Origin of the sequence: Pseudomonas putida (genome assembly GCF_028682455.1) — a bacterium.
Classification (GTDB): Bacteria; Pseudomonadota; Gammaproteobacteria; order Pseudomonadales; family Pseudomonadaceae; genus Aquipseudomonas; species Aquipseudomonas putida_AA.
The window spans coordinates 140,001-159,651 of the sequence record NZ_JANHLD010000005.1 but is presented as its reverse complement, the minus strand read 5'-3'; the positions used below and the strand labels follow the sequence as shown (position 1 = coordinate 159,651).

Annotated in this window: 21 protein-coding genes and 1 rRNA gene (1 of these 22 running past the window's edge); 9 read left to right on the top strand and 13 right to left on the bottom strand. The window is 61.2% G+C overall.

What is annotated here, in order from left to right; translation table 11 throughout:
- Positions 1–79 precede the first annotated feature (79 nt).
- Complete coding sequence (locus tag NPS58_RS27700) at positions 80–295, top strand: hypothetical protein (protein ID WP_274118390.1); 216 nt, start codon at positions 80–82, stop codon at positions 293–295.
- A 12-nt stretch (positions 296–307) separates the two neighbouring features.
- On the opposite strand, the gene NPS58_RS27695 is transcribed toward NPS58_RS27700, so the two are convergent.
- The gene (locus NPS58_RS27695; RefSeq protein ID WP_274118389.1) at positions 308–514 is read right to left on the bottom strand and encodes a hypothetical protein; all 207 of its coding nucleotides are present in this window, start codon (positions 512–514) and stop codon (positions 308–310) included.
- 316 nt (positions 515–830) lie between these two features.
- On the opposite strand from NPS58_RS27695, the gene NPS58_RS27690 reads away from it, so the two are divergent.
- Both NPS58_RS27690 and NPS58_RS27685 read left to right on the top strand, forming a co-directional pair.
- Positions 831–1,301 carry a hypothetical protein gene (locus NPS58_RS27690; RefSeq protein ID WP_274118388.1) on the top strand — a complete coding sequence of 157 codons (471 nt, stop codon included), beginning with the start codon at positions 831–833 and terminating at the stop codon, positions 1,299–1,301.
- Positions 1,298–1,504, top strand: coding sequence for a hypothetical protein (locus tag NPS58_RS27685; RefSeq protein WP_274118387.1), 207 nt, complete (start codon positions 1,298–1,300; stop codon positions 1,502–1,504). The genes NPS58_RS27690 and NPS58_RS27685 overlap by 4 nt, the downstream gene beginning before the upstream one ends.
- Here NPS58_RS27685 and NPS58_RS27680 read toward each other — a convergent pair.
- The 7 genes from NPS58_RS27680 to NPS58_RS27650 all read right to left on the bottom strand — a co-directional run bounded on the left by NPS58_RS27680 (position 1,501) and on the right by NPS58_RS27650 (position 8,664).
- Complete coding sequence (locus NPS58_RS27680) at positions 1,501–1,872, bottom strand: Na+/H+ antiporter subunit G (RefSeq protein ID WP_274118386.1); 372 nt, start codon at positions 1,870–1,872, stop codon at positions 1,501–1,503. The genes NPS58_RS27685 and NPS58_RS27680 overlap by 4 nt on opposite strands.
- Complete coding sequence (locus NPS58_RS27675; RefSeq protein WP_028945266.1) at positions 1,869–2,147, bottom strand: K+/H+ antiporter subunit F; 279 nt, start codon at positions 2,145–2,147, stop codon at positions 1,869–1,871. Before NPS58_RS27675 ends, NPS58_RS27680 begins: the two co-directional genes overlap by 4 nt.
- Positions 2,144–2,632 (bottom strand): Na+/H+ antiporter subunit E, encoded by a 489-nt coding sequence (locus NPS58_RS27670; protein WP_274118385.1) that lies wholly within the window; start codon positions 2,630–2,632, stop codon positions 2,144–2,146. The genes NPS58_RS27675 and NPS58_RS27670 overlap by 4 nt, the downstream gene beginning before the upstream one ends.
- Positions 2,629–4,311, bottom strand: coding sequence for a monovalent cation/H+ antiporter subunit D (locus NPS58_RS27665; protein ID WP_274118384.1), 1,683 nt, complete (start codon positions 4,309–4,311; stop codon positions 2,629–2,631). Before NPS58_RS27665 ends, NPS58_RS27670 begins: the two co-directional genes overlap by 4 nt.
- Positions 4,308–4,652 (bottom strand): Na+/H+ antiporter subunit C, encoded by a 345-nt coding sequence (locus NPS58_RS27660; protein ID WP_274118383.1) that lies wholly within the window; start codon positions 4,650–4,652, stop codon positions 4,308–4,310. The genes NPS58_RS27665 and NPS58_RS27660 overlap by 4 nt, the downstream gene beginning before the upstream one ends.
- Positions 4,652–7,567, bottom strand: a complete 2,916-nt coding sequence (locus tag NPS58_RS27655; RefSeq protein WP_274118382.1) for a monovalent cation/H+ antiporter subunit A — start codon at positions 7,565–7,567, stop codon at positions 4,652–4,654. The genes NPS58_RS27660 and NPS58_RS27655 overlap by 1 nt, the downstream gene beginning before the upstream one ends.
- Before the next feature lie 149 nt (positions 7,568–7,716).
- Positions 7,717–8,664, bottom strand: coding sequence for a DMT family transporter (locus NPS58_RS27650; protein ID WP_274118381.1), 948 nt, complete (start codon positions 8,662–8,664; stop codon positions 7,717–7,719).
- An 83-nt stretch (positions 8,665–8,747) separates the two neighbouring features.
- On the opposite strand from NPS58_RS27650, the gene NPS58_RS27645 reads away from it, so the two are divergent.
- Positions 8,748–9,311 carry a helix-turn-helix domain-containing protein gene (locus tag NPS58_RS27645; protein WP_274118380.1) on the top strand — a complete coding sequence of 188 codons (564 nt, stop codon included), beginning with the start codon at positions 8,748–8,750 and terminating at the stop codon, positions 9,309–9,311.
- 46 nt (positions 9,312–9,357) lie between these two features.
- On the opposite strand, the gene NPS58_RS27640 is transcribed toward NPS58_RS27645, so the two are convergent.
- Complete coding sequence (locus NPS58_RS27640; protein ID WP_274118379.1) at positions 9,358–9,915, bottom strand: cysteine hydrolase family protein; 558 nt, start codon at positions 9,913–9,915, stop codon at positions 9,358–9,360.
- A gap of 107 nt (positions 9,916–10,022) precedes the next feature.
- On the opposite strand from NPS58_RS27640, the gene NPS58_RS27635 reads away from it, so the two are divergent.
- From NPS58_RS27635 to NPS58_RS27625, 3 genes are all read left to right on the top strand, one after another.
- Positions 10,023–11,003, top strand: a complete 981-nt coding sequence (locus tag NPS58_RS27635; protein ID WP_274118378.1) for a GlxA family transcriptional regulator — start codon at positions 10,023–10,025, stop codon at positions 11,001–11,003.
- A 78-nt stretch (positions 11,004–11,081) separates the two neighbouring features.
- A complete protein-coding gene (locus tag NPS58_RS27630) occupies positions 11,082–12,506 on the top strand; it encodes an FAD/NAD(P)-binding protein (protein WP_274118377.1) in 1,425 nt (474 codons plus the stop codon).
- Between the two features lie 115 nt (positions 12,507–12,621).
- Positions 12,622–12,999 carry an antibiotic biosynthesis monooxygenase gene (locus NPS58_RS27625; RefSeq protein ID WP_274118376.1) on the top strand — a complete coding sequence of 126 codons (378 nt, stop codon included), beginning with the start codon at positions 12,622–12,624 and terminating at the stop codon, positions 12,997–12,999.
- Here NPS58_RS27625 and NPS58_RS27620 read toward each other — a convergent pair.
- Together NPS58_RS27620 and NPS58_RS27615 are read right to left on the bottom strand one after the other, a co-directional pair.
- Complete coding sequence (locus NPS58_RS27620) at positions 12,978–13,748, bottom strand: alpha/beta hydrolase family protein (RefSeq protein WP_274118375.1); 771 nt, start codon at positions 13,746–13,748, stop codon at positions 12,978–12,980. The genes NPS58_RS27625 and NPS58_RS27620 overlap by 22 nt on opposite strands.
- A complete protein-coding gene (locus NPS58_RS27615) occupies positions 13,735–14,844 on the bottom strand; it encodes a DUF3182 family protein (protein ID WP_274118374.1) in 1,110 nt (369 codons plus the stop codon). Before NPS58_RS27615 ends, NPS58_RS27620 begins: the two co-directional genes overlap by 14 nt.
- Before the next feature lie 199 nt (positions 14,845–15,043).
- Here NPS58_RS27615 and NPS58_RS27610 point away from each other — a divergent pair, with 199 nt between their 5' ends.
- Complete coding sequence (locus NPS58_RS27610) at positions 15,044–16,852, top strand: aminopeptidase P family protein (RefSeq protein ID WP_274118373.1); 1,809 nt, start codon at positions 15,044–15,046, stop codon at positions 16,850–16,852.
- A 63-nt stretch (positions 16,853–16,915) separates the two neighbouring features.
- Here the strand turns inward: NPS58_RS27610 and NPS58_RS27605 are convergent, their stop codons facing one another.
- Complete coding sequence (locus tag NPS58_RS27605) at positions 16,916–17,197, bottom strand: hypothetical protein (RefSeq protein ID WP_274118372.1); 282 nt, start codon at positions 17,195–17,197, stop codon at positions 16,916–16,918.
- A gap of 184 nt (positions 17,198–17,381) precedes the next feature.
- Positions 17,382–18,269 (bottom strand): threonine/homoserine exporter RhtA, encoded by an 888-nt coding sequence (gene rhtA / locus NPS58_RS27600; RefSeq protein WP_274118371.1) that lies wholly within the window; start codon positions 18,267–18,269, stop codon positions 17,382–17,384.
- 615 nt (positions 18,270–18,884) lie between these two features.
- Between rhtA and NPS58_RS27595 the strand changes: the two genes are divergently transcribed.
- Positions 18,885–19,651: ribosomal RNA gene (locus tag NPS58_RS27595) — 16S ribosomal RNA — on the top strand; it runs 768 nt beyond the window's last position.

Below are 19,651 nucleotides of genomic sequence, written 5' to 3'. Positions count from 1 at the left end.
GGTGGATAGCTTTTTCCGCTGCGGTGCAGGCCTTATCATGGCTATATCGTTAGGTTGCTAATAAATTCCGGAGGGAATGATGCATAGCCAAGTCGATGTAGCGGTGATGATCGGTAGTGGTGTGCCCCAGTCGCTGCAGGTATTGGGCAAGCGGATATGCTGGGTGGTACTGGTCAACGGCGAGCGCCGTGGTACGGCCTTTGCCAGTCGTACTGAAGCTCAGGAATGCCGTGCGGCATGGCTTGAGCAGTTGAATGCAGGCAGCCGGCCCGACGTGGCCTGTCAGGCCGGCTGAGGGTAATACCCGTCAACTTTCCAGGTAACGGGCCAGGGCGCAGGCCTGGTTGTGCTCACAACGAAAGCCCCTGACTCTTCCGGTGGCATGTTCGGTAACGTGGAAGAATGCCTTGCCGGCAGGGATTACCACATAGCGGGGTGTCGACACCGTAGTGGTAGAACAATCTGCACGGGAATGGGTATTGCCCTCTCGACGTAATTCGGTGTTTTCGTGCATATTCACTCCCCGGTGTATTGCGGATGATTTTCCGGCACTCATTTTGTTGAAGAGCCTGCGTTCATCTATCGCATTTTTATTGCGCTAGTGCTGTCAGACATGGCTTTTCTGATTGAGGAAATTTGCTGAACATCCACCACCCGGCCTGGACTGGCAGAAAAGGGTAAAGAATCCCGCTCGCGTGCGCGCCTGCCAGCCCAGACTATTCGTACGCTTATCCACTAGTCTTTCAGACTTCAAATTGAAGTGCCGGTGCTTCACGGAACCTTGGTGTCCGTGTGGCGGCGTCGTGTAATCGGTTTTGAGGAATTTTTCATTGGCAGTCAGTAATCTGGATACCCATGCCCTGTTTGTACTGGGCGATCTTCGGGCCAAATTGGTCAAACAGTTTCAATCGCGTTTTGTGTATGTCACCGAGCAAAACGCGGAAGGCCTGTATATGGCCGAAATCGATACTGAAGTGGCAATGGTGGTCGATGACAAACAACGTCTGGAACTCAAGGTCGGCGATCATTTTCGTGCCGCCGTGTTGCCCAGTCGTGAAGGTGGCAAGCTGGAAATTCGTTTTCGTGAAATCAAACTGACCGTCTATGGCCTGGGCGACTATGCGTTTGTCTCGGTGCCTGAGGGCGAAGGTATCGTCCTGCGTGAAGGTCAGGGCGTGGTGATGGTTTTTGCAGCGCACCAGCAGTTGCAGGAAGGTTTGAGCAAAACGCTGAAGACTGCCACGGGCAAGGCCGCCAAATGGCGCAAGGGTGAGCTGATCACCTTCAAGGCCAGCGAGTGAACGTACCGGCCGAGTCCGGCGGTCGCGCCGAGTTTCATGCCTGCCACCAGGCCAAGGCGCGAGAGCAGGCCGAGCAATGGCTGGCGCAGCGTCCGCATCTGCAAGGGGCGTGGTTCGATTGGGTCGCCACCCAGCTGTATCAGCTGGGCCCACCTGAATATGCGGCGATGGTTCGTCGTGAGCTGCAAAGGCTGACGACTTAGGCCTTGGTTGCCCGGTCGCGTGTGCTGCTGATTTCCCCCGGAACCTTGTCACCTGCCATGCGCTTGCGAAACAGCGCGGCCCGGGCCAGCAACAAGGTGGTCACCGGCACGGTGATTGCCATCAGGATCGGGATCAGCCAGGCGTGCAGCACCGGTCCTTGCTTGAGCGTCGAGAAGTACAGGATCGAGGCCAGAGCGACACACCAGGTGCCCAGGGTCGAGGCCAGGGCCGGCGGGTGCATGCGCTGAAAGAAGTCTTTCAGGCGAATCAGGCCCAGTGCTCCGCTCAGGGAAAACAGACTGCTGAGCAGCAACAGGACGGCGACCACTACCTCGACCCAGAACGGCAATTCGTTCAGGTTGTTCATTCGATCACCTCTCCGCGCAGCAGGAACTTGGCCAGGGCGAACGAGCCGACAAAGCCGAACAAGGCGATCAGCAGCGCCCCTTCAAAGTAGGTATCACTGGCATAGCGGATGCCGAGCACCAGCATCGTCAGCATGGCCAGGATATACAGGTAGTCCAGCGCCAGGACGCGGTCCTGGGCCGATGGGCCGCGAAACAGTCGGAACAGGGTCAGGGCCATGGCCAGTGCAAAAATGAACAGGCTGGCGAGAATGGCGTTGGCAAGCAGGCCTGTCATTCGAAGATCTCCATCAGCGGGCGTTCATAGGTGTGTTTGAAGTGCTCGATAAACTGCGCTTCGTCTTCCAGGTCGAACACATGCAACAGCAGGACGCTGCGGTCGAGTGCCAGCTCCGACCAGATGGTGCCTGGGACCACGGTGGTGATCATCGACAGCGCCGCCAGGCCGTGAGCATCGCGCAGCTCCAGTGGGATGTGGACGAAACGCGAGCGAGGCGGGCAGCGCTTGGCCGTCCAGACGCCCTTGGCAACCTGAAGATTGGAGATGAGCACGTCGAGGCCGACTCGCACGATCAGGCGCACAATAGTCCCGGGGTGGCGGATGCGCGCCGACAAGGGCCGCAGCGGTGCCATCAGAATGGGCGCGAAAAACCCCAGCAAGGCCCCCAGCAACAGGTTGCCGGGGCTTACCGAGACGTTCAGGACCAGCCACAGCAGCCACAACGACAACGACAGCAGGGGGGCAGGGAACAGGCGCTTCATGGTTGCACCTGTACGCTGGTGGCCTGGGTGGTCGGTCCGGGGATCGCCCGGGTGCCGAATACGGCGCTGATGTATTGCCCTGGGTCCTGCAGGCTGGCGGCGGTGTCCTGGGTGTAGCGCAGCAGGGGCTCTGCACGCACGCTCAAGGCAATGCACAGGCCGAGCAAAGCAACGATGGGGATGCACTCGAAGCGCCGCAATAGGGGTGAAGGGCGTTCCTGAGGGGTCCAGAAGCGTTGGATGCCAACCCGCGTCATGGCGATCAGCGACGCCAGCCCCGAGAGCACCAGCAGCGCGACCAGGGTCCAGCCCTGTACCGAAAGCGCTTGCTCGGGGGCAACACCCAGCCCTTGGGGGTTGAACAGCGCAGCGATCAGGTTGACCTTGCCGATGAAGCCCGAGAGGGGTGGCATGCCGATGATCAACAGCGCACAAGCGATGAAGCTCAAACCGAGGAAGGCCATGGTCCAGGGGATCACTTGGCCGATCACGGCCTTCTGCTCGTCATCGAGGTTGATGCCCTTGGGGGGATGCAACGACTCCAGCGGCGAAGGGTGGCAATCGTCGTCATCGAGTGGCAGCTCGTTGGCCGAGCGGGAGCGCTCGATCAGTTCCGCCAGCAGGAACAGGGTGCACAGCGCCAGGGTGGAGCTCACCAGGTAGAACAGGGCGCCTGCGGTCAGCGCCACTTGGCCGAAGCCGATGGCCGCCATCAGGGTGCCTGCCGATACCAGGATGCTCAGGCTGGCCATACGTTCCAGGCGCTGGGCAGCGAGGATCGACACCGCGGCACAGGCCAGGGTTGCCAGGCCACCATAGATCAGCCACTCGCCACCGAAGAAGGCCGAGGCGCCGGCCTGCCCGGAAAACAGCAAGGTCCACAGGCGAAGCACGGTATAGATGCCTACCTTGGTCATGATCGCAAACAATGCGGCCACGGGAGCGCTGGCGGCGGAATAGGCCGGCACCAGCCAGAAGTTCAACGGCCAGATTCCCGCCTTGGCCAGGAAGGCGGTGGCCAGAATCGCCGCGCCTGCATGCAACAAGCCGCGATCGGCTTCGGGCACCAGCGGGATTTTTACGGCCAGGTCGGCCATGTTCAGGGTGCCGGTGACGCCGTAGAGCATGGCTGCGCCAACCAGGAACAGCGACGAGGCGAACAGGTTTATGGCGATATAATGCAGGCCAGCCTTGACCCGTGCCCGTCCCGAACCATGCAGCAGCAGGCCATAGGACGCCGCCAGCAGGACTTCGAAGAACACGAACAGGTTGAACAGGTCGGCGGTCAGGAAGGCGCCGTACAGGCCCATCAGCTGGATCTGGAACAAGGCGTGGAAGCTGGCCCCGGCGCCGTCCCAGCGGGCCATGGCAAACAGCAGGGCGCTGACCCCGACGATCCCGGTCAGCACCAGCATCAGTGCAGATAGACGGTCGACTACCAGCACGATGCCAAACGGCGCCGGCCAGTTGCCGGGCAAGTAGACCCCGATGGAGCTGGCCTGGCCCTGACCCTGGACCCAGAGCAGCAAGGTGATCGAGATCGCCAGCCCCAGCAGGCTGGAGAACAGGTTGAGACGGGCCTTGAGTGGACGGCGCTTCTCGCCCAGCAGCAGCATCAATGCTGCCGTCAGCAACGGCAGCAGGATAGGGGCGATGATCAGTTGGTTCATGAAACTCATTCGTTGGACTCCCGGCCATCGACGTGGTCGGTGCCGGTCAGCCCGCGCGACGCCAGGAGCACTACCAGGAACAGTGCGGTCATGGCGAAGCTGATGACGATGGCGGTGAGTACCAGGGCCTGGGGCAGCGGATCGGTGTAGTGGAGCAGGTCCTGGGGCACGCCATCCTTGATGATCGGTTCCTTGCCGATGAACAGGCTACCCATGCTGAAGATGAACAGGTTGACGCCATAGGACAGCAGGCACAGCCCCATCACCACCTGGAACGTCCGTGGCCGCAGGATCAACCAGACTCCGGAGGCGGCAAGCACACCAATGGCGATTGCGATGACTTCTTCCATCAGGCGGCTCCTGTCTGAGTGGCTTTGGGCTGGCTGGCGGGGCGGTGTCCACGTACCGACTGGTGGGCCAGGGCAGTGAGGATCAACAGGGTCGAGCCGACCACCACGGTGAAGATGCCGATATCGAAGAACAACGCACTGGCCACATGGATATCACCCAGCAGCGGCAGGTGCAGGTGGACGGTATGGGTGGTCAGGAAAGGGTAGCCAAGCAGCATCGCGCCGCCGCCGGTGAGGGTGGCGCACAGCAGGCCCATCCCCATCCAACGCAGCGGACGCAAGCTCATTTGCGCCTCGACCCACTGGGTACCGGCGACCATGTATTGGAGGATGAAGGCGACCGACATCACCAGGCCGGCGACGAAGCCGCCGCCAGGCTGGTTGTGCCCGCGCATGAACAGATACATCGATACCACCAGGGCGATCGGCAGCAGCAGGCGTACAAGCACAGCCGGCACCATCATGAAGCCCAGGGCCGTGTCGGCAGCCTGGCGCGGGTTGACCAGGTCGGTGACTACGTCGGGTGCCAGCAGACGTTGCTGGGCAGGCAACTGCATGCTTTCGCGGGGCGGGCGGAAGCGACGCAACAGGGCGAATACGGCCAGGGCCACTGCCACCAGTACGGTCACCTCGCCGAGGGTGTCGAAGCCGCGGAAGTCCACCAGCATGACGTTGACCACATTCGAGCCACCCCCTTCAGGCAGTGCCCGGCTCAGGTAGAACGACGAGATGATGTTGGGGGTCGGCCGGGTCAGCATCGCGTAGGACAGCAATGCCATCCCGGCACCGACCATCACCGCGAGGATGAGGTCGCGCAGGCGCCGCAGGCGCGCCCGCTCCTGGCTGCCAGGCAAGGGCGAAACACCCTCGATACGCCGGGGCAGCCAGCGCAGGCCGAGCAGGATCAGGACGGTGGTGACCACTTCGACCACCAGTTGGGTGAGTGCCAGGTCGGGTGCCGAGAACCAGACGAAGGTGATGCAGGTCATCAGGCCGCAGACGCTGACCATGGTCAGTGCCGCCAGACGGTGGTACTTGGCTTGCCAGGCCGCGCCCAGGGCGCAGGCAATGGCGATCAGCCAGAGCATGACGAACACGCCGGAACCCGGGATTTTCGGACGATCGCCCCAGCTCAGCCCGCTCTGCAGCATCGGCAGCAGGCCGGCCAGCAGGGCGGCCAGCACCAGCATGAACAGCTGCTTTTGCAGGCGTCGGGTGGTCAGGGTGCGCTCGATGCGCCGCGCCATGCGCATCAGCAGCACCTGGCCATGCTCGAACAGGCGCTTGCCGTTGAAACGTTCGATCAATGGCGGTTGAGGGAAACGTCCGAGCTTGAGCTGGTTGCGCAGCAACAGGTAGAGCAGCACACCGCCACTCATGGCGATCAGGCTCATGATCAGTGGTGCATTCCAGCCATGCCAGATGGCCAGGCTGTACTCCGGCAAGGTGCCACCCACCACCGGCAGGGCCGCGGCGGCAAGCAGTGGTCCCACCGATTGGGCAGGGAACATGCCCACCACCAGGCAGGTCAACACCAGCAATTCAACCGGGGCACGCATCCAGCGCGGCGGTTCGTGCGGGGTGTGGGGCAGGTCGGTAGCGGGCGGGCCGAAGAAGACATCGACGGTAAAGCGCAAGGCATAGGCCACGCTGAAGGTCCCGGCCAGGGTGGCGATGACCGGCAGGGCCGTTTCGATCCAGGCGCTGGAGGTGATGAACACGGTTTCGGCGAAGAACATTTCCTTGGACAGGAAACCGTTCATCAGCGGTACCCCGGCCATGGATGCACTGGCCACCATGGCCAGGGTCGCGGTGAACGGGATCAGCCGGAACAGGCCGCTGAGGCGGCGAATGTCACGGGTACCGCTTTCATGGTCGATGATGCCGGCGGCCATGAACAGCGAGGCCTTGAAGGTGGCATGGTTGAGAATGTGGAACACCGCCGCGACGGCTGCCAGCGGGCTGTTCAGTCCCAGCAGCAGGGTGATCAGGCCCAGGTGGCTGATGGTGGAGTAGGCCAGCAGACCCTTGAGGTCATTCTGGAACATGGCGGCGAAAGCCCCGAGCAGCAGGGTACAGGCACCGGCGCCACCGACGATCCAGAACCACTCTTCACTGCCGGAGAGTACCGGCCACAGGCGCGCGAGTAGAAACACCCCGGCCTTGACCATGGTGGCCGAGTGCAGATAGGCCGAGACCGGCGTCGGCGCCGCCATGGCATGGGGCAGCCAGAAATGGAAGGGAAACTGTGCGCTCTTGGTCAGGGCGCCGAGGAGAATCAAGGGAAGCAGGACGGGATACAAGGCGTGGCTACGAATCTGCTCGCCGGCAGCGAGGACCTTGTCCAGGTCGTAGCTGCCGACCACATGGCCGAGCAGCAGTACCCCCGCCAGCAGGCACAAGCCACCGGCACCGGTGACCATCAGGGCCATGTAGGCGCCACGACGGGCATCGGCGCGGTGGTGCCAATAGCCAATCAGCAGGAACGAGAACAGGCTGGTCAGTTCCCAGAAGAACACGATCTGGATCAGGTTGCCGGAGATCACCAGGCCGAGCATTGCGCCCATGAAGGCCAGGAAGAAGGCGAAGAAGCGCGGCACCGGATCCTGCGGCGACATGTAGTAGCGCGCATACAGCGACACCAGGGTGCCGATGCCCAGCACCAGCAGGGAGAACAGCCAGGCGAAGCCGTCCATGCGCAGGACCAGGTTCAGGCCAAGGCTCGGCAACCACAGGAATTCTTCGCGTATCACGCCCCCGTGGGCGATCTGCGGATACAACAAGGCGACCTGGACGGTGCCGACCAGGGCGACGAGGCCCGCCAGCAGCGACTCGCTGTTACGTGCGTTGTGCGGCAAGACAGCCGCCAGGCAGCTGCCGACGAACGGCAGAAGCAGTAGCACTATCAAGGACATAGATTTCTAATCTGCAGGAGTTTGTTACGGATCATACGTGGCGCTTTGTCGATCACCAACACAGAAGCTGTGCCAGAATCCTACAAACACGGCGTATTAAACGATTTTTTTATAACAGTTTTTTTCAAAGGATAGACCGGTTTTGCCAACTAGCGGCCGGCTTCTTGTTCATGGCCCGTGCTTTCGTGCACCGCGGGTTCCGGCGCTCGGCGCTTGATTTTCAGCTCGCTGACGATCACCGCAATCACGATCAACAGGCCGCCGACCAGGGCAATGCCCGGCAGGCGTTCGCCGGCAATGCGCCCGACCACACCGGCCCATACCGGTTCCCCGGCGTAGATCAAGGTGGCCCGGGTTGGCGAAACCGACTTCTGGGCCCAGTTCATCGCGACCTGGATCACCGCGCTCATCGCGCCCAGGCCAAGGGCGCTGAGCAACAGCAGCCAGGAGAAATCCGGTATTGGCTCCTGGGTGGGGACGACCATCAGGAACGACAACGCCGAGGCGGTCGCCAGTTGAACCACGGTCACCCTGCGCACATCGACTTTGCCGGCGTAGCGGCTGATCAGAATGATTTCCGCGGCGATGGCCACCGCACTGACCAGGGTGGCAATCTCGCCTGCACTCATGTGCAGCGAGCCACCTTCAGGCCCGGCCAGCAACATCAGGCCGAAAAATGCCAGGCCGATCCCAAGCGTCGGCATCAGGCCAGGGCGGCGGCCCAGCACCAGCCATTGCAGCAAGGGCACGAACGGCACGTACAGCGCAGTGATGAATGCTGACTGGCTGCTGCTGATGGTCTGCAGTCCATAGGTTTGCAAACCGTACCCCAGCATGATCGAGACACCGATCAGCACGCCGGCCTTGAGTTCGGTCGCGGTGAGTCCCGACAGGGCACGAGCCGACACCAGGCCGACGAATGCCGCGGCAAAGGCAAAGCGCAGGCCGACGAAGAACATCGGCCCACTCACCGTCATGACGTTGTGCACCAGCAAAAATGTACCGCCCCAGAGCATGGTGATAAACACCAGGACCAGTTCGGCCTTGCTCAGCCGGAAGGAAACGGAAGGGCGTTCGGGAGTGTTGGTCGGGGTCATGGCCTTGCACACGGAAGAGGAGCGACGCACAATTGCGGCGAAGTGGGCAGTATACTGCGCAAATCCCATCAGTGAGCAATATAGTGCACAAAGATTCCAGCCAGCGCGCCTCGGTGCTGCAACACGTCAGCCAGAACATCCGCCGCCTGCGTCATGCCGCCGAGCTCAGCCAGAGTGCCCTGGCAGAAAAATCCGGGGTCAGCCGACGCATGCTGGTGGCCATCGAGGCGGGCGAGAAGAACGTCAGCCTGACGACCCTGGATCGTATTGCCGAGGCGCTCGATGTTGCCTTTACCGACTTGATCCAGGCCCCGGACAACCGCGACCCGAGTCGAATCAACGAGCTTGCCTGGACCGGCGTTCACCCTGGAAGCAAGGCCGTACTGCTGGCGAGTTCGCTGGCCAGCCGGGAGGTGGAGCTGTGGGAGTGGCGCCTCGAGCCAGGTGAGACCTATCAGTGTGAAGCCGATGCCGATGGCTGGAGTGAGCAGCTGTATGTGTTTGAAGGTTACCTGACTCTGATCATCGAAGATCAGCGCCATGTGCTTCAGGCGGGGGATTTTTTCAGTTATGCCAGCAATCGAGTGCATGCGTACTGCAACGAGGACGATGTTGCGACGCGATTCGTGCGCAATGTGGTGATTTGATCGCTGGACAAGCCCGCTCCCACAGGAGCGGGCCAGAGCGCTCAGGTTATCGAGTATTGCTTGCCAGGTAGTCCTGGGTTGAAACCACTTGGGCATAGCCGAATGCCAACGAGGCCATGTAGGTGGCATGGACCTGGGCGGCCGGGGTGGTCACGCCGTTGAACGCTTGCGAGCGGGTGGCGCAGGCGTCATGGATCACCGTGGTGGCATAGCCGAAGTCGGCGGCGGCGCGGGTGGCGGCATCGATGCACATATGGCTCATGCTGCCGATGACAGTCACCGCCTCGGTCTCGTGCTGGTCCAGCAGCGATTTGAGGTTGGTGTCGAGGAAAGCATTGACCTTGTGCTTGAGCACCACCGGTTCGCCCGGCAGGGCTGCCGCCTTGGGGTGGATCTGGGCGCCTTCGGAACCCGGGGTGAAGAACGGCGCGTCGCTGGACTCGAACTCATGGCGTACATGCACTACCAGGTCGCCCTTGGCGCGCGCGGCCGCGAGGATTCTCGCGGCATTGTCAGCGGCTGAGTCCGCGCCATCCAGGGCCCATTTGCCGCCCGGAAAGTAGTCGTTCTGAATATCAATGACGATCAGTGCGTGCTTGCTCATTGCAAAAGCCTCGTGTGGGGGAGTGGTTGCGTCGAGGTGATAGTTATAGGCTTGAGCGGTGCGCTTGCGGATTGGCGCGAACGACAATTTGGCGGGAAAAACTGACAATGGCTAAAGGGGGCGATGTGCTGGAGATCGGCTTGCTGGTCTATCCCGGCGCACAGATGGCAGCGGTGCATGGGCTGACCGACCTGTTTGCCGTGGCCACTCGCCTGCGCCATGACCTGGGCGCCCTGGAGCGGCCGATACTGCGTGTCACCCATTGGAGTGAGGGCGAGGGACGACAGCTGGCGGTGTCATTCGACAGCCATCCCGGCGGCCCCTGTGCCCCTCGTGTGATGATCATTCCACCAAGCCTGACCCAGGCGCCGTCGCCGGAGCTACTCGAATGCTATTGCCAGGACCTGCGTAACTGGCACGGTAGTGGCGTGTTGCTGGTCTCGGTGTGTGTCGGTGTGTTTTTCATCGCTGCCAGTGGCCTGCTGGATGGCCGGGCAGCCACCACACACTGGAATTTCGCCCAATCCCTGGCTGAGCGTTTCCCCAAGGTCAAGGTGGAGGCCAACCTGCCGTTGCTCGACGATGGCGACATCATCACCTCGGCTGGCCTAATGGCCTGGACCGACCTGGGGTTGAAACTGATCGAGCGCCACCTGGGCGAAACGCTGGCAGCGGAGACCGCGCGCTTCCTGGCGGTGGAGCGCGTTCCCGCGGCAAAGCGGCCGGGGAGCGTGTTTGCACCGCGCCTGGATCATGGTGACGAAGCGGTGCTCAAGGTCCAGCATTGGCTGCAAAGCAGTGGGGCGCGGGATGTGAACCTTGCCGCGATGGCCGATTGCGCCGGATTGGAATCCCGTACTTTTCTGCGCCGGTTTCGCAGTGCCACGGGGTTGAAACCCACCGAGTACTGCCAACAAGTGCGCGTTGGTCGTGCCTGCCGAATGCTCGAGTTCACCAACCGCAGCATCGATCAGATCGCCTGGGGGGTGGGCTACCAGGACCCGGGTGCCTTTCGAAAAGTGTTCTTCAAGGTCACAGGTGTTGCTCCCAGCGACTACCGCCGCCAGATGGCGGGTAACACTGGCTGATCCTACTTTGGTACCGGTGTGGCTGCTTTTTCCGGATTCGCCTGCTTATTATTGCCGGCAAACCAGACGGAGATGCCCATGAGTGCACCCCAGCAACCCGAACCCTCGAGCGTCGACGTGCTGATCATTGGCGGTGGACTCAGTGGCGCCCTGCTGGGCGCGCAATTGCTGCGTCAACCTGGCCGCCGCCGGGTGATGGTCATCGAGCCGCGCCCCGAGCTGGGCCGCGGTGAGGCCTACAGCGCCACTCAGTTGGGCCACACCCTTAACGGCAATGCTGCGCGGATGAGCGTCGATCCGGACAACGCCGACGATCTCACCCAATGGCTTGAGCAACACATCGCCGCCGGAGGGTGGCCCGAAGCTGCCCAGCAGGAAGTGCCAGTAGCCGAGCTGTTCCCACCGCGGGGGTTGTTCGGCTGTTATGCACGCCAGCGCTTGGCCGAAGCCCAGGCGTGGGCTGAGCGGCATGGGTCGTGGCTTGAGCATGTAAAGGCCGAGGCGATCGACCTGCAGATGGAAGAGCAGGGCGTCGTTGTCACCTTGGCCGATGGCAGATCCTTGCGTGGCGCCCGCGCCGTGCTGGCCACCGGCATGTTCGCGGCGGCCCGTACGGCGCGGATCGATGACGACAGTTTCAACGCAGCTTCGGTGGACCCTTGGGATGTCACGGCCATGGGCAAGCTCGACCCGCAGGGGCGGGTGTTGATCATCGGTTCTGGCCTGACCATGGTCGATGCACTGGTCTCTCTCGATGTGGCGGGGCACCGGGGGCCCATCGAGGTGTTCTCCCGGCATGGGCTGTTGCCTCAGGTGCGACGCCAGCCACCCGCCTGGAACGACTTTCTCGCCACCGATCCCGATGTGCGCAGCCCGCTGCAATTACTGCGTGTGTTGCGCGCCGAATGCCGACAGGCACAGGCGCAGGGCATTGACTGGCAGGCGCCGCTGGACACGGTGCGAGTGCACATAGCAAGGCTCTGGAGCCAGGCCAGTGACCGCCAGCGCCGACAGTTCGTGCGCCATGTGCGCCCGTGGTGGGAAAGTCATCACCATCGCTCTCCACCCCAGGGAGAGGCGTTGTTGCAGCGTTTGTTGCAAGAGGGCCGCTTGCAGGTTCATGCCGCCTCGCTTCAGCGCGTGATATCGGCGCCTGGCGTGTCGCCGACCATTGCCGTGCGGTTTCGTGGCCAGTCGACGATCAGGGAGATTGAAGGCGCGGCATTGATCAACTCCAGCGGCATCGAGTACGACTGGCGGCGGGTGGATCGTGCCTTGCCCCGGCAACTGCTGCAGCGTCGGCTGGTTCGATCGGGGCCATTGGCCCTGGGGATCGCCTCCGACGCTGGCGGGGCCGTGCAGCAGGCCGACGGCCACTTCAGCGATCGGCTGTTTGCATTGGGCCCGCCGCTGCGCGGGATGTGGTGGGAAAGCACCGCGGTAACCGATGTTGCCTTGCAGGCCAAGGCCCTGGCCTTGCGCCTGGCCGCCGTTCAGGGCTGAACGGCGGTATCCGGGCCGGGCTCCAGGCACTGAGAAACTTCTTGACCTTGAGTTAACTCGAGGTTTTACCCTGCGTGCCGTTGCATCGCAAGTTTACTGGCAGGGAGAGGTGCCCATGATGGTTTCAGAGCGTCGCTTGTGCTTTACCCAGATGATCGAGTTCGAGGTGATGCCCGCTTGCCAGCACGCCTTGGTCCAGGCGTTGGTTGAGCGCAGCGAGATGTTGGCGTCGAGGCATTCGGGGTTGATGGGTGCGAGCGTCCAGGCCAGCGATGATGGCAGCCGTGTACTGCAATACCTGCAATGGCAGTCTCGCAATGCCTGGGAGGCGGCGACCAGCAGCTTCGAGCAGGAGCCGTTCCTGCAACTGATCCGCCAGCACCAGGCCAAAGGTGTCAACTTTGCTGCCTTCCAGACATTCAGCAGCCTGGTGCGCAGCACCTCGGACGGCTTGCATTGCCCGTTGCCGCCTCAGGAGTACCAGGGTGAATGATGCGGGTAATGGTCGAGGCGGGCACCGATGACCATTTCGCTGATCCAGGCCGTGAGGATTGAGCTGTAGGCTTTCTGGCTGCGGTCACTGGAGAGCGCATGGTCGGCGCCGTCGACGATCCGGTGTGTCAGGGAATGGGCACTGACGAACGCCGAGCGGTAGCTCATCAGCGTGCTGTGGGGCACATAGTCGTCCTGTTCTGATTCGACCAGCAGCACGTCACCGGCAAATTCGGCGCAAGCTCCCAGCGCACGATTATCGGCCGGGCCCAAGGGCTGGCGGCGGTAATCGGTCAGGCGCTTGCGATCAAGGCCCTGCTTGGGCATTGTCCATTCATCGTCCCAGTACAGCGCTGGCACGCGCATGGCCAGCCACTTGACCGGCCGCAAGGCGGTCAGCAGGGTCGCCAGGTAGCCCCCGTAGCTGCTGCCGATCACGGCGATAGCGCTGGTGTCGACCGCAGGGTGGCTGACCAGGCGGTCGTAAGCGGCCACCAGGTCTGCCAGGTTCTGTTCACGGGTGACGCTCAGGCGCTGACTTTCGGTCTTCTCATGACCGCGCAAGTCGAAGGTCATGCACACACAACCCAGGCCGGTTATCTGTTTGGCCCGCGCCAGGTCACGCTGCTGGCTGCCGCCCCAGCCGTGGACAAAGAGAATGCCGGGTATCTTGTCGCCGGGGCTGACGATGGTGCCGGCAATGCTCTCGTCATCGACCCGGATTTCGATCGGCTCACTATGGATGGTCATAGTCGCGGATCCGTGCGTACTTGCAGATTCTTCCGATTTCACTGTCGTCCCCCTGATAGAAGATGGTCGCATCGGCGGGCAGCTCAGGCGTGTCGAATGCTTCATGGGTGGAGGCGCGGATACGTGTGAGTGCCGGATCCGCAGCAAATGCCTGCAGCGCCAGGACCTCGGCACTGCTTGCGCCTCCAATGCGCCAGGATTGTTCGAGTACGCCACTGCGCGCTTTGCCTTGGTCGTTGAGGCCGAGTGCGACGTCGTAGTTGCGCCGTGAGGCCATGAACCCTGGAAGGGTGTGGAAGGCTGCCAACTCGTAGGTTCTGGCCTGGGTGATGGCCAGGCGCAGGTGATCCTCGAGTTCCAATTGCAGCAACGTGTCGTAGTCGCCACGCACCAGAACCAGGTCCGAGCCGCCATAGATTTCTTCGCCGTCGTGGTCGCGTGTCAGTTGTTGGGTGCCGTAATAGCTGCACAGGATCCCGGCAACCAGCGCCTGGCCGACGCTGAAGGTCTGTACCTGGGTCAGGTTCTCCTCCAGGGTCAAGCCCCAGAGTGCAAGCTCCTGTCTGTCCAGGCCTTGCAGCGCTTGTTCAACCTCATGCATTGAGGTGACCACCGTTTGACCTCGCCCCGCCGTGGCGCGTACGGGCTTGATCCGCAGCGGGCCCTCGCGCAGTAACAGCGCCGCCGCCTGGGTAGCGTCCTCCACGCTGAAGACGGTGTAGCCGCGCAGCAAGGCGTCGCTGGCCTGGCGGGCAAAGTCGTCGGTCCAGCCGAGGGGGAAGCGGGCATTGGCCGGTAGCGGATGAGAAATCGCCTTGGTTGCCATGTACGGATGGCTCACCACGCCACCGAACAAGTCCGCGGTCGAGCTAATTCCCAGCGCCCGGCAGTGCGCCGGGTCGACGAGGGTTTCGGTGGGCAGGTAATAAAAGTTGTCACGTAGCGTAGGCGGCCGGCTGGGAGTAACGACCTGGGTCTGGAGCAATTGCGCCAGACGCTCGGCAAGCTTGAGGTGCACGCTGTGTTCGTGTTCCGGGGTGTGCTCGCGGGTGTCGAGTAGTACGACACCTTGTTTCAGATCGGTCGAACGGGGCATGGATGCATCCTCGGCAGCTAGGCGCTTGCAGGGTTTGCTTGTGAAGGGCTCTAAGAGTTGTGAAGGCTCAGGGGCCTGGAAGTTCACTGCGCAGGATCGACGGAAGAAGGGATCAATCCTGCCGGGCGGTTGCCGGGGACTGAAGGCTGTTCCATTATCTGCGCCTAAAACATCGGATGCCGTGGTAGCAGGAGTCAGCATGAATACTCAGTCTTCAACGCAGGAAGCGGTTACCGCACGCCTGGCAGCTATTCGCCAGTTGATTGACCGGCAAGGCATTTTTGCTCTGTTGGTACCTTCGGCAGACCCGCACCTCTCCGAGTACCTGCCGGAATATTGGCAGGGCAGGCAGTGGCTTTCCGGTTTCCACGGCTCGGTGGGTACCTTGGTCGTAACCGCAGATTTCGCCGGACTCTGGGCTGACAGCCGTTATTGGGAGCAGGCGGAGCGAGAGCTTGCCGGTAGCACTATCGAATTGATGAAGCTGCGACCCGGCAGTCCGGGGCCGCTGGACTGGCTGGCCGAGCAGACCCCGGAGGCAGGGGTGGTGGCGGTGGATGGTGCCGTGATGGCGCTGGCGTCGGCGCGCCAGCTTGAAGATCGCCTCGCTGCTCGTAGTGCACGCTTGTTGACCGACCAGGATCTGCTCGCCCAGGTATGGCGCGATCGTCCAGCACTGCCAAATTGCCCGGTGTATCAGCACTTGCCTCCCGAAGCGACCGTGACACGTGGTCAGAAGCTTGCCCAGCTGCGCGAGGCAATGCGCGAGCGCGGCGCTGGCTGGCACTTTATTGCGACGCTTGACGACATTGCCTGGTTGTTCAACCTGCGTGGTAGTGATGTCTCTTACAACCCGGTGTTCGTGGCCTTCGCGTTGGTCAGCGAGGAGCAGGCGATCCTGTTCGTTGCACCGGGCAAGCTCGAATCGCAACTAAGGCAGGTATTGGAACTCGACGGTATAGAAGTACGTGACTACGACGCTATCCAGGCGGGCCTCGCCGCAATTGCGCCGGGTAGCCGATTGCTGGTCGATCCGGCGCGGGTCACCTGTGGCTTGATCGGCCAGTTGCAACCAGAAGTGCAACTGGTCGAGGGACCCAACCCGACGACCTTGGCCAAGTCACGGAAAAGCGCAGAGGATGTGCTGCATATTCGCAGGGTAATGGAGCAGGACGGCGCCGCACTGTGCGAGTTTTTTGCCTGGCTGGAGTCGGCACTTGGACGCGAGCCGGTCACTGAGTTGACGGTCGATGAGCGGCTCAGTGCAGCCCGAGCCCGCCGTCCGGGCTTCGTTTCGCTGAGCTTCTCGACCATCGCTGCGTTCAACGCCAATGGCGCCATGCCACACTATCGCGCCACCGAAGCGTCGCATGCGTCTATCGAGGGTGATGGGCTGCTGCTGATCGACTCGGGCGGGCAGTATCTCGGCGGTACGACAGACATCACCCGCATGGTGCCGGTGGGCACGCCCAGCTTTGAGCAGAAGCAGGATTGTACGCGGGTGCTCAAGGGTGTGATCGCGTTGTCGCGGGCTCGCTTTCCGCGTGGCATTCTTTCGCCATTGCTCGATGCCATCGCACGGGCGCCGATCTGGGCTGACCAGGTCGATTATGGGCACGGAACCGGGCATGGGGTCGGTTACTTCATGAATGTGCATGAAGGGCCGCAAGTCATCGCGTATCAAGCCAACCCGGCGCCCCAGACCGCCATGCAGGCGGGGATGATTACCTCGATCGAGCCGGGCACCTATCGTCCAGGGCGGTGGGGCGTTCGAATCGAGAACCTGGTGTTCAACCGTGAGCTGGGGCGTAGCGAGTTTGGTGATTTCCTTGAGTTCGAAACCCTCACGCTATGCCCGATTGATACGCGCTGCTTGCTGCCAGAGCTGCTGAGCGAGCAGGAGCGCAGTTGGCTAAATGACTATCACCAGCAGGTGCGCGAGCGCCTGGCGCCGTTGCTCGACGGTAGCGCCCTGCAGTGGTTGCAGGTACGCACCCAAGCGCTCTGAGCACGAGCGCGTTCTATAAATGAAAACGGCAGCCTGGGGGCTGCCGTTTTTTATGAACAGGGCTTATTTGCAGATCACGATCATGCTGCGACTGGTGTAGCCAGCGGGATTGAGCCCGAAGAGATAGTCGCCGGGCTCGGCATCGTCTTCACCTGAGCGCGCGATGACTTTGTAGCCTTTTTCCCCGCAGGCCACCGTCGCTTTGCTATAGCACTTGTCCCAGGACGACGACAGGCCTGAGCAATTGATGTGCAGGCCCTTCTTGCCGCGCTTGACTTCGGTTTTTGCAGTCGCCGCACACCCGGCAATGGCCAACATAGCCAGGATGAGCAAAATTCGTTTCATTCCCGTCCTTAATACGTACCGGATCTATCGCCCGGGTCTAATGCGTGTAGCGTCTTCCTGATGCTCGATTGCGTCCATGTCTTGTCAATTAGATAGCTTCAAGGTTGACGTAAGATGACAGCTTAAAGACGCAGGCGGCGTGGCACAATGTTCCGTTCCGATTTAAATGCAAATATTTCTCAAATCAGTCGGCGGCGACCAGTGCCGGCGTTTCTTTGCGCATCGACAGCGTAGCGCCTACTGATGCAGTAATGATGGCGGCAATGGCCAGCCATTGCGCTGTAGTCAACACCTCGCCCAGGAACAGTAGCCCAGAAAGCGCACCGAAGGCGGGTTCGATACTCATCAAAGTGCCGAAGGTCCTGGCGGGCATGCGCGTAAGGGCGACCATCTCGAGGCTGTAGGGCAGGGCCGTGGACAATATCGCCACACCCAGGGCGATAGGTAGCAGGGCCGGCGTGAGCAAGGCGCTGCCAGCGTGGGCGATGCCGATCGGGGCGACAAAGAGCGCAGCGATCATCACTCCCAGGGCGGCTGTCTGGATACCGTTTTCGGCGCCTGCCTTTTGGCCATACAGAATGTACAGCGCCCAACACACACCAGCCCCCAAGGCGTAGCCGGCACCGACCAGGTCGATACCGCTGCCCGTCTGGCCGATGGGGATCAACAGTAGCAGGCCGATTACGGCAAGCCCGATCCAGAGAAAGTCGACGGCCCGGCGCGAGGCGTAGAGCGCGACGGCGAGGGGGCCTGTGAATTCGAGTGCGACGGCAATGCCCAGAGGCACCGTGCGCAACGACATATAGAAGAGGAAGTTCATGCCACCCAGGGCCATGCCATAGATGATGACAGTGCGCAGGGTGCTGGCGGTCAGGCGCGCGCGCCACGGACGCAGGAGCAACAGCATGATGACGCTGGCGAAGATCAAGCGCAGGGTCGTGGTGCCTTGTGCGCCTACGATCGGGAACATGCTCTTGGCCAGGGATGCGCCGGACTGTATAGAGGCCATGGCGATCAGCAGCAGGCCGATGGGGAACAGCGTGGCGGCCAGGCTGCGGGGTTGGGCGTTCATCGAGGGTGGGTATTCCTTATTAGTAGAAGGGCGCACAAGGTCGAGGCCAGGCTTATGATGCTTAATGTGGTAGCTGTGAGCAATATAGTGCGCATTTTTCTTTTATTTGCCGGCTTTGCAATTAATCCTTGACGCGCCATTTAGTTTCTCTATAATTCGCCCCACTTCCGGCGTAGTCGGAACCGAAAACTTCTTGAGTTTCAAAGAGTTAGCGGTTTCAGGTGGTGCTGGAGGGGCTTCGATCGAAAGGTCGGCAGCGGTGAAAAGGTGGTTGACAGCGAATTGAAACGCTGTAGAATTCGCCTCCCGCTGACGAGAGATCGCAGCGAGTTAAGCGGTTGAAGTTGAAAGGCTTTTGCTAAAAAACTTCAAAATAAACGCTTGACACACTCTGAGGAAAGCGTAGAATGCGCGCCTCGGTTGAAGCGAAAGACTTCGGCCAACGCTCTTTAACAATCGAATCAAGCAATTCGTGTGGGTGCTTGTGAGCTCAGACTGATAGTCAAAAAGATTATCAGCATCACAAGTGGCTACACGAGAAGTCGAAAGACTTCGAATAAGTCATTTGAGATTGCTGAGCCAAGTTTAGGGTTTTCTCAAAACCCAAGCAGTATTGAACTGAAGAGTTTGATCATGGCTCAGATTGAACGCTGGCGGCAGGCCTAACACATGCAAGTCGAGCGGATGACGGGAGCTTGCTCCTTGATTCAGCGGCGGACGGGTGAGTAATACCTAGGAATCTGCCTGGTAGTGGGGGACAACGTTTCGAAAGGAACGCTAATACCGCATACGTCCTACGGGAGAAAGCAGGGGACCTTCGGGCCTTGCGCTATCAGATGAGCCTAGGTCGGATTAGCTAGTTGGTGAGGTAATGGCTCACCAAGGCGACGATCCGTAACTGGTCTGAGAGGATGATCAGTCACACTGGAACTGAGACACGGTCCAGACTCCTACGGAGGCAGCAGTGGGGAATATTGGACAATGGGCGAAAGCCTGATCCAGCCATGCCGCGTGTGTGAAGAAGGTCTTCGGATTGTAAAGCACTTTAAGTTGGGAGGAAGGGCATTAACCTAATACGTTAGTGTTTTGACGTTACCGACAGAATAAGCACCGGCTAACTCTGTGCCAGCAGCCGCGGTAATACAGAGGGTGCAAGCGTTAATCGGAATTACTGGGCGTAAAGCGCGCGTAGGTGGTTCGTTAAGTTGGATGTGAAATCCCCGGGCTCAACCTGGGAACTGCATCCAAAACTGGCGAGCTAGAGTAGGGCAGAGGGTGGTGGAATTTCCTGTGTAGCGGTGAAATGCGTAGATATAGGAAGGAACACCAGTGGCGAAGGCGACCACCTGGGCTCATACTGACACTGAGGTGCGAAAGCGTGG

Coding starts and splice junctions, on each gene's coding strand:
- rhtA (WP_274118371.1), bottom strand. CDS start 18,269: ATGAACGCCCAACCCCGCAGCCTGGCCGCCACGCTGTTCCCCATCGGC.
- NPS58_RS27620 (WP_274118375.1), bottom strand. CDS start 13,748: ATGACCATCCATAGTGAGCCGATCGAAATCCGGGTCGATGACGAGAGC.
- NPS58_RS27615 (WP_274118374.1), bottom strand. CDS start 14,844: ATGCCCCGTTCGACCGATCTGAAACAAGGTGTCGTACTACTCGACACC.
- NPS58_RS27680 (WP_274118386.1), bottom strand. CDS start 1,872: ATGAACAACCTGAACGAATTGCCGTTCTGGGTCGAGGTAGTGGTCGCC.
- NPS58_RS27695 (WP_274118389.1), bottom strand. CDS start 514: ATGCACGAAAACACCGAATTACGTCGAGAGGGCAATACCCATTCCCGT.
- NPS58_RS27665 (WP_274118384.1), bottom strand. CDS start 4,311: ATGAGTTTCATGAACCAACTGATCATCGCCCCTATCCTGCTGCCGTTG.
- NPS58_RS27640 (WP_274118379.1), bottom strand. CDS start 9,915: ATGAGCAAGCACGCACTGATCGTCATTGATATTCAGAACGACTACTTT.
- NPS58_RS27700 (WP_274118390.1), top strand. CDS start 80: ATGCATAGCCAAGTCGATGTAGCGGTGATGATCGGTAGTGGTGTGCCC.
- NPS58_RS27605 (WP_274118372.1), bottom strand. CDS start 17,197: ATGAAACGAATTTTGCTCATCCTGGCTATGTTGGCCATTGCCGGGTGT.
- NPS58_RS27660 (WP_274118383.1), bottom strand. CDS start 4,652: ATGGAAGAAGTCATCGCAATCGCCATTGGTGTGCTTGCCGCCTCCGGA.
- NPS58_RS27625 (WP_274118376.1), top strand. CDS start 12,622: ATGATGGTTTCAGAGCGTCGCTTGTGCTTTACCCAGATGATCGAGTTC.
- NPS58_RS27650 (WP_274118381.1), bottom strand. CDS start 8,664: ATGACCCCGACCAACACTCCCGAACGCCCTTCCGTTTCCTTCCGGCTG.
- NPS58_RS27610 (WP_274118373.1), top strand. CDS start 15,044: ATGAATACTCAGTCTTCAACGCAGGAAGCGGTTACCGCACGCCTGGCA.
- NPS58_RS27655 (WP_274118382.1), bottom strand. CDS start 7,567: ATGTCCTTGATAGTGCTACTGCTTCTGCCGTTCGTCGGCAGCTGCCTG.
- NPS58_RS27635 (WP_274118378.1), top strand. CDS start 10,023: ATGGCTAAAGGGGGCGATGTGCTGGAGATCGGCTTGCTGGTCTATCCC.
- NPS58_RS27675 (WP_028945266.1), bottom strand. CDS start 2,147: ATGACAGGCCTGCTTGCCAACGCCATTCTCGCCAGCCTGTTCATTTTT.
- NPS58_RS27630 (WP_274118377.1), top strand. CDS start 11,082: ATGAGTGCACCCCAGCAACCCGAACCCTCGAGCGTCGACGTGCTGATC.
- NPS58_RS27670 (WP_274118385.1), bottom strand. CDS start 2,632: ATGAAGCGCCTGTTCCCTGCCCCCCTGCTGTCGTTGTCGTTGTGGCTG.